At 64.4% G+C, this 16,520-nt stretch carries 14 protein-coding genes; 6 read left to right on the forward strand and 8 right to left on the reverse strand.

Features of this window, described 5'->3' with window-relative positions:
* Positions 1 to 166 precede the first annotated feature (166 nt).
* The 3 genes from CDV44_RS18775 to CDV44_RS18785 form a co-directional block, all read right to left on the reverse strand.
* Positions 167 to 1,372, reverse strand: a complete 1,206-nt coding sequence (locus CDV44_RS18775) for an NAD-dependent formate dehydrogenase (RefSeq protein ID WP_087689580.1) — start codon at positions 1,370 to 1,372, stop codon at positions 167 to 169.
* A gap of 199 nt (positions 1,373 to 1,571) precedes the next feature.
* Positions 1,572 to 2,078, reverse strand: coding sequence for a GNAT family N-acetyltransferase (locus CDV44_RS18780; RefSeq protein WP_087689582.1), 507 nt, complete (start codon positions 2,076 to 2,078; stop codon positions 1,572 to 1,574).
* Positions 2,075 to 2,935 (reverse strand): helix-turn-helix domain-containing protein, encoded by an 861-nt coding sequence (locus CDV44_RS18785; RefSeq protein ID WP_087689584.1) that lies wholly within the window; start codon positions 2,933 to 2,935, stop codon positions 2,075 to 2,077. Before CDV44_RS18785 ends, CDV44_RS18780 begins: the two co-directional genes overlap by 4 nt.
* A 101-nt stretch (positions 2,936 to 3,036) precedes the next feature.
* Between CDV44_RS18785 and CDV44_RS18790 the strand changes: the two genes are divergently transcribed.
* On the forward strand, positions 3,037 to 4,020 hold the full coding sequence (locus tag CDV44_RS18790) for a zinc-binding alcohol dehydrogenase family protein (RefSeq protein ID WP_087689586.1): 984 nt from the start codon (positions 3,037 to 3,039) through the stop codon (positions 4,018 to 4,020).
* Positions 4,021 to 4,033: 13 nt separating this feature from the next.
* Here the strand turns inward: CDV44_RS18790 and CDV44_RS18795 are convergent, their stop codons facing one another.
* Positions 4,034 to 4,957, reverse strand: coding sequence for a LysR family transcriptional regulator (locus tag CDV44_RS18795; RefSeq protein WP_087689588.1), 924 nt, complete (start codon positions 4,955 to 4,957; stop codon positions 4,034 to 4,036).
* Between the two features lie 235 nt (positions 4,958 to 5,192).
* Positions 5,193 to 7,724: a penicillin-binding protein 1A gene (locus CDV44_RS18800; RefSeq protein WP_371328797.1), complete on the reverse strand. Its 2,532-nt coding sequence runs from the start codon at positions 7,722 to 7,724 to the stop codon at positions 5,193 to 5,195.
* A 274-nt stretch (positions 7,725 to 7,998) separates the two neighbouring features.
* Between CDV44_RS18800 and CDV44_RS18805 the strand changes: the two genes are divergently transcribed.
* Together CDV44_RS18805 and CDV44_RS18810 are read left to right on the forward strand one after the other, a co-directional pair.
* Complete coding sequence (locus CDV44_RS18805; RefSeq protein WP_087689590.1) at positions 7,999 to 8,712, forward strand: OmpW family protein; 714 nt, start codon at positions 7,999 to 8,001, stop codon at positions 8,710 to 8,712.
* 275 nt (positions 8,713 to 8,987) lie between these two features.
* Positions 8,988 to 9,485, forward strand: a complete 498-nt coding sequence (locus CDV44_RS18810; protein WP_087689592.1) for a DUF2946 family protein — start codon at positions 8,988 to 8,990, stop codon at positions 9,483 to 9,485.
* A gap of 93 nt (positions 9,486 to 9,578) precedes the next feature.
* Here CDV44_RS18810 and CDV44_RS28625 read toward each other — a convergent pair whose 3' ends face one another.
* The gene (locus CDV44_RS28625; protein WP_256388459.1) at positions 9,579 to 9,707 is read right to left on the reverse strand and encodes a hypothetical protein; all 129 of its coding nucleotides are present in this window, start codon (positions 9,705 to 9,707) and stop codon (positions 9,579 to 9,581) included.
* Between the two features lie 73 nt (positions 9,708 to 9,780).
* On the opposite strand from CDV44_RS28625, the gene CDV44_RS18815 reads away from it, so the two are divergent.
* Positions 9,781 to 11,874 (forward strand): TonB-dependent receptor domain-containing protein, encoded by a 2,094-nt coding sequence (locus CDV44_RS18815; protein ID WP_087689594.1) that lies wholly within the window; start codon positions 9,781 to 9,783, stop codon positions 11,872 to 11,874.
* Positions 11,875 to 11,917: 43 nt separating this feature from the next.
* Here the strand turns inward: CDV44_RS18815 and CDV44_RS18820 are convergent, their stop codons facing one another.
* Positions 11,918 to 12,499, reverse strand: coding sequence for a cytochrome b (locus CDV44_RS18820; protein ID WP_087689596.1), 582 nt, complete (start codon positions 12,497 to 12,499; stop codon positions 11,918 to 11,920).
* Positions 12,500 to 13,111: 612 nt separating this feature from the next.
* Between CDV44_RS18820 and CDV44_RS18825 the strand changes: the two genes are divergently transcribed.
* Positions 13,112 to 13,945 carry an aldo/keto reductase gene (locus CDV44_RS18825; protein WP_087689598.1) on the forward strand — a complete coding sequence of 278 codons (834 nt, stop codon included), beginning with the start codon at positions 13,112 to 13,114 and terminating at the stop codon, positions 13,943 to 13,945.
* A 152-nt stretch (positions 13,946 to 14,097) separates the two neighbouring features.
* Complete coding sequence (locus CDV44_RS18830; RefSeq protein ID WP_087689600.1) at positions 14,098 to 15,366, forward strand: FAD-binding oxidoreductase; 1,269 nt, start codon at positions 14,098 to 14,100, stop codon at positions 15,364 to 15,366.
* Positions 15,367 to 15,465: 99 nt separating this feature from the next.
* Here CDV44_RS18830 and CDV44_RS18835 read toward each other — a convergent pair whose 3' ends face one another.
* Positions 15,466 to 16,467 (reverse strand): LLM class flavin-dependent oxidoreductase, encoded by a 1,002-nt coding sequence (locus CDV44_RS18835; protein ID WP_058377303.1) that lies wholly within the window; start codon positions 16,465 to 16,467, stop codon positions 15,466 to 15,468.
* Positions 16,468 to 16,520: the final 53 nt, after the last annotated feature.

Below are 16,520 nucleotides of genomic sequence, written 5' to 3' on the forward strand. Positions count from 1 at the left end.
ACCAGCGCAGGAAAAAAAAGGCCGGTGCATCGCGAAGATGGCCGGCCTTGGAACGAGACTGAGCTCGAGGAGATACTGCCACCGCCGGACGTCGACCGACGACCCGGCGGTTACTGCGGAACAGCGGAACTGCGGAACAGCAGGAACTACAGGAAGCGATGAAGGATTACGCCGACTTCTTGAAGCGAGCCGCTTCTTCCGAGCCGCCCGTGGCGTTGCCTGCGCTGTACGAGTGCGCACCGACACCGGCAAGCTTGCCGCCCTGCACGATCAGGTACTCGTTGCGGATCGGACGGTTCTCGAAATAGCACTCCAGAATTTCACGCGTGCCTGCGGCGTAGCGCGTTTGTGCCGACAGGCTCGTGCCCGAGATGTGCGGCGTCATGCCGTGGTGCGGCATCTGGCGCCACGGGTGATCGGCCGGGGCCGGTTGCGGGAACCACACGTCGCCACCGTAGCCGGCGAGTTGGCCGCTTTCCAGTGCGGCGGCCACCGCGTCGCGGTCGCACAGCTTGCCGCGTGCGGTGTTGATCAGGTACGCGCCGCGCTTGAAGTGCTTCAGGCTGTCGGCGTTGATCATGTGTTCCGTTTCCGGGTGCAGCGGGCAGTTCAGCGTCACGACGTCGCACGCCTTCGCGAGGCTTTCCAGACTCGTGTGGTGCGTGAGGTTCAGTTCCTTCTCGACCGATTCCGGCAAACGGTGACGATCGAGATAGTGCAGATGCGTGCCGAACGGCTTCATCAGGCGCAGCACGCGCAGACCGATACGGCCAGCGGCCACCGTCCCCACGTGCATGCCTTCCAGATCGTATGAACGCTCGACGCAATCGGCGATGTTCCAGCCGCCCTTGAGCACCCACTGATACGACGGGAGATAGTTACGCACGAGTGCGAGCGTGGTCATCAGCACGTGCTCGGCAACGCTGTTGCTATTGCAGTAGGTCACTTCCGCGACCGTGATGCCGTGTTCCATCGCGGCTTGCAGATCGGTGTGGTCCGAGCCGATGCCGGCCGTCACGATCATCTTGAGTTTCTTGGCGCGCTTGATGCGCTCGGCGGTCATGTACGCGGGCCAGAACGGCTGCGAAATCACGATTTCCGCATCGGCCAGCTCACGGTCGAGCACGCTGTTGTCGCCGTCTTTGCTCGACGTCACCACCAGTTGGTGACCGTTCGATTCGAGATACTTGCGCAGGCCCAGTTCGCCGGACACGCTACCGAGCAGAGCGCCCGGCTGGAAGTCGATACCCTTGGGCGTCGGCAGGGTCTGACCGTCCGGGTAGCACTCGATCTTCGGCAGATCGTCGCGGGCGTAGGTCTTGGGGTATCCGGTGACGGGATCGTCGTACAGTACACACACAATCTTGGCCATGATGTCTCGCTCCTGAGGTTGTTGTCTGCTTAGGCGACGTAACCAACGTAGGGTGTCGTCGCTGCATTGAGGCCAATGATCGGTGCAGGACGCATCGATGGAAAATCGTTCCGACCGATCGGTTGATCGGTCCGGCCTATCAAACTCAGGGGAAATCGCGGGAACTGGCGAGCGCGGCTATCTTGCAGCCGTCATGGGGTCACGATGTGGCGTTGAACGCGTCGTGATAGCGCACGGTGCCCGATGGCGTCGAACCGTCGAACGACACCGTCTGGAAATTCTCGGGCGGTACGCCCGGCAAGATCACGCCGGGGTTGGCAGCAAAGCCGAAGCGCCCGTAGTACAGCGGGTCGCCAAGCACGACGCAACCGGCCGCGCCGCGTTGCCGCAATGCGTCGAGTGCCGCGTGCATCAGCCGGCTGCCGATGCCTTGACCTTGACGGTCAGGTGCCACGGAAATCGGCCCCAGACCGTACCAGCGCGGGCTGCCGTCGGAGATCGTCACCGGTGACACGGCCACATGCCCCACGATGACGCCGTCCTCTTGCGCAACCAGCGATACCGACAGTTGCTGCGCGCGACGCAGTGCGTTGACGATGAACTGCTCGGTGTGATCGGTGTGCGGTGCGTCGAGAAACGCTGCCGTCGTCAGCGCTTCGATGGCGGCCGCGTCGGCGGGCGTTTCGTTGCGAATATGAAGTGTCATGGGCTGGATTGTAGACGCTCGTCGCTCGCATATCGCCCCGGCGTCGTTCCCATCGCGCGGCGGAACATGTCGATGAATGCGCTGACATTCTCGTAGCCGAGATCAAGGGCGATGGTCGTGACGGACACGCCCGCTGCGAGTTGTTCGAGCGCGCGCAGCAAACGCGCCTGCTGGCGCCACTGCGCGAACGTCATGCCCGTCTGCGTCATGAAATGCCGGCTCAGCGTGCGCGGCGCTACGCCAGCCCACGCGGCCCACTCCTCCAGCCGCCGGGCATCCGACAGGTCGGCCGCCAGCGCATCGGTGATACGCACGAGTCGCGGGTCTTCCGGCAGCGGCAGCCCGAGCGATGCCGGCGGTGCCGCTTTCACCTCGTCGACGATCACTTCGGCGATACGGGTCTGCGCAGCGTCGAGCCCATCGCTCGCTGGCGTGCCGGACCATGTCGCAGCACGCCGTACCGCTTCACGCAGCAGCGCAGACGTGCGGATGGCTCGCGGCGCGGGCGGTAGTTCACTACAGCGCGCCTCCTGAATGAAAACACTCCATCCCGAGAACGGACCGTAAGAGCGCACCGAGTGCACGTAGTGTGGCGGAATCCAGATCGCATGGATCGCAGGGACGACCCACTGGTGTTTATCGAGCCCCACCGAGACCAGACCGGTCAGCGCGCCCATCAGTTGCCCGTGCGCGTGACGATGCGGCGACTTCTCGCGCGCTTCCGGCTGCGTCAATTCCCCGGCCGCCAGAAATGGCGCGGCGGGTGAAGTCAGCAGATCCGGGCGAACGATGGGGATGGGGGCGGGCTTAGGGGCGGGCTTAGGGGCGGGCTTAGGGGCGGGTATAGACGCAGGCATGGCCGAAACTCCGTATCGAATGACATTTATACCGGAGTCGGGTCGCATCCGCACGCCTAGACTGAGGCCGATATCCCTATCGTCACCGTGAAGGAACTGCCATGAAAGCCGCTATCGTCAAAGAAATCGGCCACCCGCCCGTCTACGCGGATTTCGGCGCACCGCAGCCGTTGCCCGACCATCATCTGATCGACGTCAGCGCCGCCGCATTGAGCCGGGTCACGCGCTCGCGCGCCGCCGGGGCGCATTACTCGTCGTCGGGCGGCTATCCGTTCGTGGCTGGCGTCGATGGCACGGGGCGTCTCGAAGATGGCCAGCGGGTGTACTTCTTCGGGCCACCTGCGCCATACGGTGCCATGGCGGAACGCAGCCTCGCCCGCGCGTCGCAGTGCATTGCGCTGCCGGACGATCTGGACGACGTCACCGCAGCGGCCATCGCCATTCCCGGCATGTCGTCGTGGGCCGCGCTCACCGAGCGGGCGAAGTTCGTCGCGGGCGAGACGGTGCTGATCAACGGCGCGACAGGCGCCTCGGGGCAGTTGGCGGTGCGCGTCGCCAAGTATCTGGGCGCAGGAAAGGTCATCGCGACGGGGCGCAATCCGATCTCGTTGGCTGCGCTCAAACAGGCCGGTGCCGATGTCGCGGTTTCACTGGTTCAGGACGACGATGCGAAAGACGACGATGGCTTGAGTCATGCGTTCGCACCGCACTTCGCGCAAGGCGTGGATGTCGTGCTCGATTACTTGTGGGGTGCCAGCGCGCGGGCGTTGTTGATCGCCGCCGCTAAACACTCGCCGGAAGGGCAGCCGGCCCGCTTCGTTCAGATCGGGTCGGTCGGTGGCAGCGACGTGGTGTTGCCGGGTGCCGTGCTGCGCGCGAGCGCGATCACGTTGATGGGCAGTGGTATCGGCAGCGTGCCGTTGCCACGGCTGCTGCACGCCGTGAAAGAAGTGCTGCATGCCGCATTGCCCGCCGGATTGCGCATTCCCACGGCGGCGATTCCGTTGGCCGAACTGGGTCAGCATTGGGCGCAGGTCGATAGCCCCGTGCGTACCGTCTTCACACTCGACGCGTCGGCAGGCTGACGTTGCCGTATTCCTACACAAGCGCCGGCGCAGGCAACAAGCCATCGAGCCGCGATTGCAGATCCACCGAGCGGAACGCGGTAATGGCCGCGTCCAGCAGCGGCGGACGCGGCTGACGCTCACGCAGAATCAAACCGATCTCGCGATGCAGCGCAGGCTGCAATGGCACCGCGTGCAACTCGTCGCGCATCTCCGCCAGACACAACACACTGTGCGGCACGATGCTGTACAACCCGGCGCAACGTACATGGGCATAGAGCGCCATCAGCGAATCTGTTTCGACACGCGGCGACGCCGATGTCCCGGCGCGCGCCAGCGCCGCATCGATGCCCTGACGGCACTGCATATTGCTGGTGAGCAGACAAAGCGGCAGCTTCGCGGCTTCATGCCATGAGAGCGTGGTCCGGCCTGCCAGTGCCGTCTCATCGCGAGCGATCAGCACGTAGCGCTCGCGAAACAGCGGGATGGTTTCGAACTCGCGCAGTCGCGGATCGTCGAGATAACTGAGTCCGACATCGAGATCGAGCTCGGCGAGCTGGCGCAGCGCCTGCGTCGCCGACAGCGTGTAGACCTCATGGCGCATGCCGGGAAATTCCCGCAAGCACGCATCGGTGAGCAGCGGTACAAGCGGCAACGCCGTGGGAATGGCGCCGATACGCAGGCAACCGGCCACCTCGCGACGGCTCGCACTGGCCTCTTGCCGCAACCCTTCACAGTCGGCCAGCACCTGACGCGCCCAAGCCAGCACACGCTCTCCCTCGGGCGTGAAGCCTTCGAAACGGCGGCCCCGCCGCACGATGGGCAGGCCGAACTCCTCTTCGATGCTGCGGATCGCGCCCGACAACGTGGGCTGCGACACGTTGCACAACTCGGCCGCGCGACGGAAATGCTGCGCCTGCGAAAGCGCGACGAGATAACTCAACTGCCGGATAAACATGGCTGACGTCCTCCCCCGATGTGGCCGGGGAGGCTCGTTTCATCCCCGCTATATCGTCATGAATATAGCGCATGCCATGACGCGGCAGTCATGAGAATCTGGCATAACTGTTATGGCAATTTCGGCCGACCGGGCGGCAAGCCCGGTGGCCTGGTCGAGTCCATTACTGGGCCCCGTATTGAGCGCACTGCTGAGCGCACTACTGAGCCCTGTACTGAACCTCTTACTGAACCTCTTACTGCGCCGAGGCGGGTGCAGAGCCGGACGGCGTTTGCGGGATGACCGGAACCGACATCGGCGGCGCAACGCCCGAGGTCGCGCCCGGGCCGTCCCACTCGCCCGGTACACCGGGGATCGTCGTGCTGCGCGGTGCGATGGCGGCCGACGCGGCGTCCGGCTGTGCCAGCACCGCCGAGGCCACCGGCACCGGCAGCGGGCCGCTGTCGAGCGCCGTGCTGGCCGCGCCGGGTGCCGATGGGGACGGCGCCGGGGCAGGCCCCGCCTGACGCTTCACCGGTGCTTTCGGCTTAGGCTCCGGCGCAGTTTTCTTCGCGAACAACGCCGTCACCCAGTCACTCGCACGCGTCCACCAGTCGCTGTACCAGTGATGATTGTCCGGCGCTTCGAAGCGGGCGTTCGGATCGATGAGCTTCGCGCGCAGCGCACGCGAGACCACATCGCCCACGATCGGCAGCGCACTGTGCGCGCCCTGCCCCCAGTAGTCGCTGCGCAACGTGATGCGGCTGTCATTGAAGCCCACCCACGCCCCGGCCACCAATTGCGGCTGCATGAGGATGAACCAGCCGTCGGCGTTGTCTTGCGTCGTACCGGTCTTGCCCGCCACATCCGCGCGAATGCCGAAGCGCGTGCGGATGGCGTTGCCGGTGCCGCGATTGATCACGCCGCGCATGGTGTCGAGCAGCGTGTAGTCGTCGGCTTCGGAGAGCGCGCGTTCGGGACGCGCCGGGGAGAACGTGGCCAGCACGTCGCCCTCGCTGTTGGTGATCTCGGTGACCATGGTCGGTTCGCGATACTCGCCGCCGTCGGCAATCGTGCCATAGGAGACCACCATCTCCTTGAGCGACACCGGGCTCGTGCCCAGCGCCAGCGACGGCACCGGATCGAGCTTGCTTTCACGCACGCCCATTGCACGGGCCAGCCCGACCACGCGCGACGGCCCGACTTCCTGCATCAATTGCGCCGTCACGGTGTTGCGCGATTGCGCGAGCGCATCGCGCAATGCCATCGGCTTGTTCGTCGGTGCCGTATCGTCGCTCGGCCGCCAGATTTCGCCACCGGCCAGCGGAATTTCCACCGTCTGATCCACGATGGTGTCTTCCGGCTTCGCGCCCTTGATGAACGCCGCGCCGTACACGAAAGGCTTGAACGTCGAGCCCGGTTGACGACGTGCTTGCTGCACGTGATCGAAAGGATCGATCGTGAAGTCGCGGCTGCCTACCCACGCGCGAATCGACCCCGAGCGCGGGTCGATAGCGAGGAAGCCCGCCTGCACACGCGTCTTGGTCGCGCGCAGGTTCTGCATGAACGTCTTGTCGGCGAGCAGACGCTTCATGGCGGCGTCGGGCGCTTCGCCACCGGCCACCGCATTGCGATACTCGGCGGACTCGCGCACGAACGACTGCACCAGCGCCGTACTGTCACGCCAGCCACCGCGTGCCGACCAGTTCGCGTCCGCGATGCCTTGCAGCTGGTTGGCCTGACGCGTCAGCGCCTGCGTGGCCATCGTCTGAAGCCGCGAGTCGATGGTGGTGTGCACCACCAGCCCGTCGGAATAGATGTTGTAGTCGTTGCGATCTGCCCATCCGATCAGCCACTTGCGCAACTGCTGCGCGAAGTGCGGTGCCGGGCCCGGCTCTTCCGTCTGACGCTCGAAGTTGATGCGCAGCGGGCGCTTTTGCAATGCCGCCAGTTTCGACGCATCGAGATCGCCGTACTTCACCATTTGCGCGAGCACGGTGTTGCGACGTTGCAGCGCGCGCTCGGGATTGATCACCGGGTTGTAATAGCTGTTGCCCTTGAGCATGCCGACGAGCGTGGCCGCTTCGACCACATCCAGTTGGTCGGCCGACTTGTCGAAATACGTGCGCGCCGCCATCTCGATGCCGTACGCGTTGTACAGGAACGGCACGGTATTCAGATACGTCTCGAGAATCTCCGGCTTGGTGTACAGCGCCTCGATCTTGAGCGCCGTGATGGCTTCCTTGAGCTTGCGTGTCAGCGTGGGCGCGCGGCCGATCGCATCCGGATACAGATTACGGGCGAGCTGCTGCGTGATGGTGGAGCCGCCCTGCCGGTCGCCCGAGAACGTATGCAACGCCGCCGACGCCGTACGCTTCAGATCGATACCGTGGTGTTCGTAGAAGCGATGGTCTTCGGTCGAGACCAGCGCCTTGATCACGTTGGGCGATACGTCCTTGAGCGCGACCCATTCCCGATTGGACGGCCGGAACTCGGCGAGCAGCCTGCCGTCGGCAGACAACACCTGCGCGGGCTGGTCGACCTTGGCGCGGCGAATGTCGCGGATACCGGGCGTGAACGGAATCAGGATCAGCGTGTAGGCGATGAACAGCGCCGGGACTGCCGCAATGGCGATCAGCACGCCACGGCGCGTGGGATGGCGCAGGTGGTGCCAAGCGCGGGCAGCGAACGGTTGCAGGCGTTGCAGCAGCGGTTGCAGCAGACGAAGACCATGCCGGCCCGCTTGGGCGATGGCATGCAGCAGCGACGAAATCAGGCGCTTCACGATGGGGGAACGCGTGGCAAAGTCCGCATCCTACCAAAACGGGGAGGACGGCCGGCGTTGGCGGGTTCGAGCGGCGTGCTCGCTCACGAGGCAAAGGGAGACACGCGCGGTGCTCTCGGTGACGGCGATGTTGCGCCCGCGCGACTGAGCGCACACGAATGCGCGACAGTTTGTCGCACTGCCATGAAGGGTTTTCGCGCGCTTGATACGCATCAAGTTCCCCGCAGAGAGGCGCTTCTACCATCGGTCGTGCTCACTCACGACTTTGGAAATCATCATGAAGCACTCCCTCGGCACCACGGCCATCGCCGCCGCAGTGGTTGCCGGTGCCGCGTTCTTCAGCGCAAGCGCTAAGGCACAGGCTACCGACACCACCAGCACCAACAACACCACGAGTGCCGTACAGCCGAAGACGTTCGGTTTCATCAAGGACAGCTCGCAAGGCATCTACGCCGGCGACATCCTCGCGCGTGTTCGCGCCATCGGCATCCTGCCGGATTCGCATGCGAGCGGCAGCGTGCTGCCCACGCTGGGCGTCACGGTGAACAACGCCATCGTGCCGGAGCTCGACTTCACGTACATGATTCTCGACAACGTCGGGGTCGAACTGATTCTCGGCATGTCACGCCACCAACTCACGTCGAACCTCGGCCATCTGGGCGGCGTGAACGTGCTGCCGCCGACGCTGCTGTTGCAATACCACTTCAACCACGCGGGCAAGGTGCGCCCGTATGTCGGCGCCGGTATCAACTACACGCGCTTCTGGAACAGCAGCCTGAACGCGGGCGGCACGCCGATCTCGATCAAGAACCATAGCGTCGGTCCGGCCCTGCAAGCGGGTGTGGACATCCAGATGACGAAGAACATGTTCTTCAACATCGACATCAAGAAGATCTGGATGAAGACCGACACGTCGCTGGCCGGCACCGATCTCGGCACGCTGCACATCGATCCGCTCATCGTCGGCGTGGGCGTCGGCGTGAAGTTCTGACGCGCTGGCGGACGAACAAGGGACGAACGATGCACGGATAGCAGGACCGATTCCGGTGTAAGGTGCCGCTTCTGCCGGGGGGCAGGCGGCACCTCTTTTTTGGCCGGTATTACCCTGCAACTTCCCGCGCTGTCGGCCCGAGGAATGCGATGCGTCAAATTGTCGCGTCCTCCCTACATGAGAACGCAAAACATTTACGTGCCGCGACGACAGCCCCTACAATGCCTGGTTCCCTGAACGTACACTTTACGTAACTACGTAACTTCGGCCCAGACATGCGCAAGCTCCGCCAGCATCGCGTCGCTATCGGGATCGCCTTACTGGCGATCCTGCTGGCAGCGCTCATGCCGGCGATTGCGCAATGGCGTGCGGCCATGCAGAAAGACCCTTTCGCGGTCTACTGCACGGTACAGGGCACGCAGGCTGCGCTTGGGACAAACAGCACCCCGCGCGCCGACGCACAGCGCGCTGCGGTGCACGATGGCCATTCCGGCCACGACGACGCCCAGGCACCGCCCGCGACGGGCGACGCGACCCAACTTCACAGTGCGCATGACGGCCCGGATCACTCGCTGGCGTCTGCCGAACACTGGGAAAAGTGCGGCTACTGCTCGCTCTGGTCGCACCAGACGCTCGTCACCACCGATTTCATCACCCTCCCCACTGCCGCGCCGACAGGCACCGCCGACGCCCCCCGCGTGCTGGTGCCGTTCTATCCGCGCGCCCGTTTCTCCGCAGCTCTGGCGCGTGCGCCACCCTCTCTGACCCTCTGATCACGTCGTATTCCTGCTAACTGGCGAGCTGCCGGCTGGTGGTGATTTTCGACGGACTGCTTCCGCCGTATTGCTGTCGACGTACTGCTGTCGTCACACGTCATGCCCCGGCAACGACGCTCGATCCGTCGCGCCCTTTTCGCTCGTTACGTGAAGGTGCGCAGGATCGTCGTCGCTCGCGCTGCGCTGCTTGCGCGAGCCGTCGGCATTCGTGCGCGACATGCATTACCTGCGCCATTGCACACGGCAATCTTGATCATTGAGCGACGGCTTACCCGTCGCCAGAGAGACACTCATGCTACGTCCCATCACACAGAAGCCGTTGCAAACGGCCATCGCACTCGCCCTCGCTTCGCTGGGCGGCAATGCACTCGCCCAGACATCCGGCGCGCCGGTCGCCACGCTGCCGACCACCACGGTCAATGCGCCCGCTGAATCGTTGACGTCCCCCAGCGTTGAAGAGCAGAAGGCCAACCTGTTCCAGACGGCGGGCTCAGTCGCCTTCGTCGACGCCGACGCGTACCAGAACACCTACGCATTCAACCTGCGCGACGTGCTCAAAGACACCCCCGGCGTCTACGTGCAAAGCCGTTACGGGCAGGAACTGCGCCTGTCGATTCGCGGCTCGGGCATCGCGCGCGGCTACCACGTGCGCGGTCTCGACATCCTGCAAGACGGCATCCCCACGAATCTCGCCGACGGCAGCGGCGACTACTACCAGATCGACCCGCTGGGCCTGCGCTCGACTGAAATCTACAAGGGCGGCAACGGCCTCGCCTACGGCGCCACCACACTGGGCGGCGCACTGAACTTCGTCACGCCCACCGCCTACACCGCCGAGGCACCGAACCAGTTCCGCATCGATGGCGGCAGCTTCGGCAATGTGCGCGCCAGCGGCCAGATGTCGCGCATCTTCGGGCCGCTCGATGCGCTCGCGACCATTACCGTCAACCGTGCCGACGGGTATCGCGATCATGACAAGGGCACGTATGCCCAGTTCAACGCCAACATCGGCTACAAGTTCTCGCCGCGCGTTGAAACGCGCTTCTTCTTCGGCGCCTATATCGTCGATCAGAAGCTGCCCGGCACGCTCTCGTTGTTCGACGCACTGAACAACCCGACCAAGGCAGCGGCATCGGCCGTCTCGGGCGATCAGGCCCGCAACACGCGCACCGAGCGGATCGGCAACCTGACGACCATCCGTCTCGACGTCGGCCAGTTGGACATCGCCTCGTGGGTGATTCACAAGAGCCTGTACCACCCGATCTTTCAGGCGCTGGATCAGGACGGCTGGACGTACGGCATCGCACCGCGCTATACCGCCAACCTCACGCTTGCCGGCATGCGCAACGACCTGATCGTCGGCGCCCGCTTCTTCGGCGGCAACACGCAGGCCGATCAGTACGTCAACGTGAACGGCAATCGCGGCGCGCAAACACTCAACTCACGGCAAAGCGCGTACAACTATGAGGCGTACTTCGAAAACCGCCTGTTCTTCCTGCCGACGGTCGGCCTGATGATCGGCGCCAAGGCGTATCGCGATGTGCGTCAATATGTCGACTACGGCGGCCTGCCCGGCGATCCCAACTACCGTTCGACGAGCGCCGCGTACTCGGGCGTGAATCCGAAGATCGGTCTGCTGTGGGAACCGCGCAAGGATGTGCAGGCGTTCATCGACATCACGCGCAGCGCCGACGTGCCCGACTTCACGGACCTGTCGCAGACCTTCGGCGCGACCTCACGCTTCGTGCCGCTGGCGGCGCAGCATGCGTGGACAGTTGAAGCCGGCACGCGCGGCAAGCTCGGCGGCGTCGCGTGGGACGTCACGGCCTACCGCTCGCTGGTGCGCGATCAACTGCTGCAATACACGACGTCACCCGACATTCCCGCCTCGACGTTCAACGCGAACAAGACGGTGCTGCAAGGGCTGGAAGTCGGCGCATCGTTCGATCTGTTCAAGGACGTCGTCGCAACCGGCGATCGCATCACGCTGTCGCAGATCTGGAACTACAGCGACTTCCGCTTCCGCAACGATCCGCAGTACGGCAACAATCACATCGCCGGGGTGCCGACCAACGTGTTGCGCACGACGTTGGGCTACGCGCTGACCAATCGCTTCCAGATTGCTGCGTCACTCGACTGGGTGCCGACCGGTGCGTGGGTCGATTACGCGAATACGATGCGGGTGCCGGGCTACACGCTGATCGGCTTGCAGGCGTCGTACCTCGTGCAACGCGGCGTCACGTTCTACGTCGATGCCCGCAATCTGACCGACAAGCGCTACGTGTCCGACTTCAGTACCGTGACCGACGCGCGCACGGCCAACACTGCCGTGTTCTACCCGGGGGATGGGCGCAGCGTCTTCGCCGGCGTTCGCTTCACCTTCTGATGCGCTGATGTTCTGACACCTGGCACCTGCGGCGCGCGCTGAGTCAGAGCATGCGCCGCAGGGTGTTGTCCCGGCGGAAGTAGTGATGCCACAACGCGGCCAGCGCATGCAAGCCGATCACCCAGTAGAACGCCGTGCCGATCGTCTCGTGAATCTCCTTGATCGAGCGCCGCGTCGCCACGTCTTTGTCGATGAATTGCGGCAGTGCGATATCCAGCCCCGGAATCGTCAGCACATGTCCGCCTGCGTTGAGCGTCAGGAATCCCAGAATCGGCTGCGCGAAGATGAACAGGTAGAGCGCAAGATGCACAACGGCCGACCCCGTGCGCACCAGCCAACCCTGATCGGGTAGCGCGGACGGCGCGCCCTTCACCAGACGCCACAGCAAGCGCGGCACGGCCAGCACCAGCGCCGTCATCCCCGCCCATTCGTGAATCACCATCGACAGCGCCCGGGGTGCACTGCCACGCGGCAGATAGCCCTTGGCAATCACGGCGGCGTACGCCACTACGATCAGCAAGGCAATCGCCCAGTGAAAAAAGATGGCGGGCGGCGTATAGCGGTCAAACGGCGCGAGCGCTGCGACGGATTGGCGGGACGGATCGGACTTGATCGCCTTGTCCATATTCGGGGGACTCCTTTTCTGACGACGGCAAAAACATTATCACTTCGCACCTGTGACGCGAAAAGGTCTCAATTGTTACTTCAAGTTTCTCCTAAAGATTAAGAATCCTCCTCCTCACCATTGGGTCATCCATGCTGAAAATACGCCTCGCGAGTCGGCAACCGCATTACCCCTGCTGGCGAGCACGCAAGGCACCTGCCGTGCCATCGCACCGAATAACCCTCCTTGGCCGGCTTCCACTCGGCCGGCCTTAAGCCCCGCTTGCGGGGCTTTCTTTTTTGCCGTCTGCCCGAACACAGGCCCCTTCACCGGCCCCCACTTCAGGTCCGACGCACACAGCCAAAGCCACTCCCGAGCCGTCTCGCTGCGTAGCAACATTTGCCGTGCGCATCGGTGAGGCAAGCGTATCCCGACGACGCAGCCAAAAGTCTGTGAACTATCCGAGAGAAATCGCGACCGAAGGGAATAGCGGTGTTTTCCGTATCGTGTTTCGGAGTTATCCGAGCAAAACACTCGGACAGCGCCGCAAAGTGTTGCGAGAACCCCTCATTGCGCTGGTCATGCCTCGACATCCGGGTCGATAATGGCCATCAAAACCATGGAGGACACGACATGCGAACGGTCACTTTTCAGAACGGAGAGGCAGTGCCCGTGCTGGGACAGGGCACCTGGATGATGGGAGAGAAACCGGAGCGCCGCCGCGAAGAGATTGCGGCACTGCGTCACGGCGTCTCGCTTGGCATGACGCTGGTCGACACCGCCGAGATGTATGGCGAAGGTGCCACCGAGCGTCTGGTCGGCGAGGCACTCGACGGCCTGCGCGATCAGGTCTTTCTCGTGAGCAAGGTCTATCCGCACAATGGTTCGCGACGCGGCGTAATCGCGGCCTGTGAGCGCAGTCTCGAACGGCTGGGCACGGATCGCCTCGATCTCTACCTGCTGCACTGGCGCGGTACCGTGCCCCTCGAAGAAACGATCGAAGGTTTCGAAGCGTTGCGCGACGCCGGCAAGATTCGGCATTGGGGCGTCAGCAATTTCGACACCGACGACATGGAGGAGTTGTTCGATACGCCGGGCGGCGACGAGTGCGTGACGAATCAGGTGCTGTACAACCTGTCGCGGCGCGTGCCGGAATACGACCTGATTCCATGGCTTGCCGAGCGCGAGTTGCCGGTGATGGCGTACTCCCCCATCGAACAGGGACGCCTGCCGACCAGCGGCATACTCGGTGACATTGCGCGCGCGCACAACGTGGCACCGCTTCAGGTCGCGTTGGCGTGGGTGTTGCATCGACCGGGGGTCATCGCCATTCCCAAGGCGAGTTCCGAAGCCCACGTCGGCGCGAATCGCGCTGCCCACGATCTCGTACTGAGTCCCGAAGAACTCTCGGCGCTCAACCATCATTTCGAAGCGCCATCGCGCAAGCGGGCACTGGAGATGATCTGAAGGATCGACCTCGGCGTCCACTCAGCGTCCGCTCGGTGTCCGCTCAGCGCCCGGCCACGCAGGTGTGCGCCGGGCGCTATTTTTGACGGGCGCCGGACACGCGTATCCGACGCAGTACACTAGCCGCTTTCGTGCTTTCGCAGGACTGCTTCATGAATGATTCGCGTCCGGTCGTCGTCATCGGCGGCGGCCTGGTCGGCGTGTGCACCGCCGCCTATCTCCAGCGAGCGGGTCTCCCCGTCGTGATTGTCGATCGACAGTCGGCACGTCAGGCAGCGTCGCTCGGCAATGCGGGCTGCATCAACGGTTCCTCCGTCGTCCCCATCGCCATGCCCGGTGTGCTCTGGCAGGTGCCCGGCTGGTTGCTGCAACCGGATGGCCCGCTGGTGCTGCGCTGGTCGTACTTGCCGCGCATGGTCCCCTGGTTGATGCGATTTGTGGCGGCCAGCCAACCCGCCCGGGTGGCAGCGCAAGCGCGCGCATTGCGTGCGCTGCTCGGTCCAGCGCTCGACGCCTATCAGCCCTTGCTCGATGATGCCAACGCGAACGATCTCGTCACGCGACGCGGGTATCTCATCGCCTACTCCAGCGAGAGCGGCATGCAGGGCGACGAAGGCGGCATGGCGTTGCGCCGCGAGAATGGCGTACAGATCGAGACACTGAACGCCGCTGCGTTACGCGAGTTCGAACCCACGCTATCGAATGACTTCGTGGGGGCCCGCTACATCAGCGAGACGGGCCACACGTCGGACCCGGGGGCGTTGCTCGCCCGTCTGACGGCGCAAGTCGTCGCACGCGGCGGACGCATCGTCGACTCGGCGGCCAAGGCCATCGAGACCAACGGTTCACAAGTCGTTGCCGTTCACACCGAAGCGGGCCGCGAACAAGCACGCGCGGTGGTTGTGGCAGCGGGTGCATGGTCCGCGCCCTTCGTCCGGCAGTTGGGCGACGGCATCGTGTTCGACACCGAGCGCGGCTATCACGTGGAGATACCGGCGCCGGTAGAAATGCCGTCGCGTCCGGTGATGTGGGCAGAGGGAAAACTGTTTGCCACGCCGATGACTGGCCGCCTGCGCGGTGCCGGCACGGTCGAACTGGCTGGCCTGCAAGCGCCGCCGAACTGGCGTCGCGCCGACTTGCTGCTGCGCCAGTTGCACAAGATGTTTCCGGGGGCTGTGGCCGGCGAAAAGTCGACGCAATCGGTCGACGGTGCGCGGTGGCAAGGTTTCCGGCCCAGCACGCCGGACTCATTGCCAGTGCTGGGTGCCGCATCGAAAGTACCGAACGCCTTCTACGCGTTCGGCCACGGCCACGTCGGTCTGACGGCCGCCGCGTCGACCGGACGCGCCGTCGCTGCGCTGGTGGCCGGCGAGCGTCCGTTGCTGGACCTCTCGCCGTTCTCGATCGGGCGCTTCCGCTGATCGATTCGCGAGGATCGGCGGCGGCCGATCCTCGTTGCGCGCACAGGCGACGTCACGCGTAACGCTGACGCCATCGTCCGCATCGCACCTCTCCCGTCATCAATCCTTCCAGACCGACGCCACGATGTCGCACGACCGCAGGCGCAACGCCGGATCGTAGATATCGGTCACGAGCATGAGTTCGTCGGCCTGCGTGCGCTCGACAAGCTCCGAGAGCCCGGCCTTCACTCGCTCGGGGCCACCCACCACCGACACGCCGAGGAATGCCTCGACCGAGTGCTGCTCGGCGGGGTCCCAACGTTGATCCATGTCGTTGACCGGCGGTTGCAGCTTCAGGCTCTGCCCTCGCATGAGCGCCAGAATCTTCTGCTGCGAAGACGTCGCAAGGAAGGCCGCCTCCTCATCCGTCGGGGCCGCTATCACCGGTGCCCCGATCATCACGTAAGGCTTGTCGAGCACCGCAGACGGACGGAACAGCTCGCGATACAGGCGCAGCGCGTCAAAGAGGAAGCGCGGCGCAAAGTGCGAGGCAAACGCATACGGCAGCCCCAGATGCGCCGCGAGTTGTGCCGAGAACAGTGACGAGCCCAGCAACCACACGGGAATATCGCTGCCGGCACCGGGGGTCGCCACGAGCCGCTGCCCCGGTTGTGCGGGCGCGAGCAATGCACGCAGCTCGGCCACCTGTTCCGGGAAATCGTCGCCATTGGACAAGCGGTCGCGACGCAACGCGCGCATGGTGGCCTGATCGGCACCGGGCGCACGTCCCAGTCCGAGATCGATACGTCCGGGGTACAAGGCCGCAAGCGTGCCGAAATTCTCTGCGACGACCATCGGCGGGTGGTTCGGCAGCATGATGCCGCCCGAGCCCACGCGAATGCGCGACGTCTTGCCCGCGACATGGCCGATCAGCAACGCGGTCGCCGAGCTGGCAATGCCGTCCATGTTGTGATGCTCGGCCAGCCAGAACCGGTTGAATCCCAGCCGCTCGACATGCTGTGCCAGTTCGGCGGATTGCTTGAGGGCTTCGGCCACCGTGCCACCGGCGCGCACCGGCACCAGATCGAGGATCGAAAGGGCCGTTTTCGACAAACTGCTCATGAGGGTCTCCATTCACGTGACGTGTCGGATAAGCGCAAGCGGCCAGCCTTCCA

Source organism: Pandoraea sp. PE-S2R-1 (genome assembly GCF_002179865.1).
In the GTDB taxonomy this organism is placed as follows: Bacteria; Pseudomonadota; Gammaproteobacteria; order Burkholderiales; family Burkholderiaceae; genus Pandoraea.

Excerpts from the sequence above, each read along its gene's own strand:
- CDV44_RS18830 (WP_087689600.1), top strand. The coding sequence starts at position 14,098 with ATGAATGATTCGCGTCCGGTCGTCGTCATCGGCGGCGGCCTGGTCGGC.
- CDV44_RS18820 (WP_087689596.1), bottom strand. The coding sequence starts at position 12,499 with ATGGACAAGGCGATCAAGTCCGATCCGTCCCGCCAATCCGTCGCAGCG.
- CDV44_RS18775 (WP_087689580.1), bottom strand. The coding sequence starts at position 1,372 with ATGGCCAAGATTGTGTGTGTACTGTACGACGATCCCGTCACCGGATAC.
- CDV44_RS18805 (WP_087689590.1), top strand. The coding sequence starts at position 7,999 with ATGAAGCACTCCCTCGGCACCACGGCCATCGCCGCCGCAGTGGTTGCC.
- CDV44_RS18785 (WP_087689584.1), bottom strand. The coding sequence starts at position 2,935 with ATGCCTGCGTCTATACCCGCCCCTAAGCCCGCCCCTAAGCCCGCCCCT.
- CDV44_RS18815 (WP_087689594.1), top strand. The coding sequence starts at position 9,781 with ATGCTACGTCCCATCACACAGAAGCCGTTGCAAACGGCCATCGCACTC.
- CDV44_RS18795 (WP_087689588.1), bottom strand. The coding sequence starts at position 4,957 with ATGTTTATCCGGCAGTTGAGTTATCTCGTCGCGCTTTCGCAGGCGCAG.
- CDV44_RS18790 (WP_087689586.1), top strand. The coding sequence starts at position 3,037 with ATGAAAGCCGCTATCGTCAAAGAAATCGGCCACCCGCCCGTCTACGCG.
- CDV44_RS18810 (WP_087689592.1), top strand. The coding sequence starts at position 8,988 with ATGCGCAAGCTCCGCCAGCATCGCGTCGCTATCGGGATCGCCTTACTG.
- CDV44_RS28625 (WP_256388459.1), bottom strand. The coding sequence starts at position 9,707 with ATGTCGCGCACGAATGCCGACGGCTCGCGCAAGCAGCGCAGCGCGAGC.
- CDV44_RS18835 (WP_058377303.1), bottom strand. The coding sequence starts at position 16,467 with ATGAGCAGTTTGTCGAAAACGGCCCTTTCGATCCTCGATCTGGTGCCG.
- CDV44_RS18825 (WP_087689598.1), top strand. The coding sequence starts at position 13,112 with ATGCGAACGGTCACTTTTCAGAACGGAGAGGCAGTGCCCGTGCTGGGA.
- CDV44_RS18780 (WP_087689582.1), bottom strand. The coding sequence starts at position 2,078 with ATGACACTTCATATTCGCAACGAAACGCCCGCCGACGCGGCCGCCATC.